The sequence below is a fragment of the Dellaglioa sp. CoH-56-MRSF-13 genome (assembly GCF_056782095.1).
This window is the reverse complement of sequence record NZ_JBXAYC010000081.1, coordinates 1-392: the sequence shown is the minus strand read 5'-3', so window position 1 is coordinate 392 and position 392 is coordinate 1. Positions and strand designations below refer to the sequence as shown.

The following is a 392-nucleotide window of genomic DNA, read 5'->3' as shown; positions in this document are numbered from 1 at the left end:
GACTATGGCTTTGCTATCGCTGCCTCTGCCGACAAGGTACAAGTCGTTAGCGCTGCTACCTCAGACGTGGTGACGGTACCGCTGACCGTGGTTGCCGATATCCGCCGCGCACCGATCCCCAAGTCGTTCGGGGACAAGATGCGGACAGCCGGTATCAGCCGTGAAGACAAGAACCAGCAGATCGAGTACTACAAGCAGCTGTTCGCGTATGACCCTGCGTACCTGCGTAGTGTCATCGATATCGTGAACGAAGATAGCACGGCCTAAGCCTCTCTGCTTTAATCGTCCCAAACCCCTTAACAACCCATGTGAGTCCCAACATGTAACAAATTGGAGGTGCATTGTGAAGCACAACCTTTATTGCTTTCTTCTACAGCTGAACGGTGCAAAAC

At 52.8% G+C, this 392-nt stretch carries 1 protein-coding gene; it reads left to right on the top strand.

Annotated features, from left to right (window positions below; all coding sequences use genetic code 11):
• Window positions 1-267: hypothetical protein (locus AC1RP1_RS07980; protein WP_429605121.1), on the top strand; the 267-nt coding region annotated here is incomplete at its 5' end.
• Window positions 268-392: the final 125 nt, after the last annotated feature.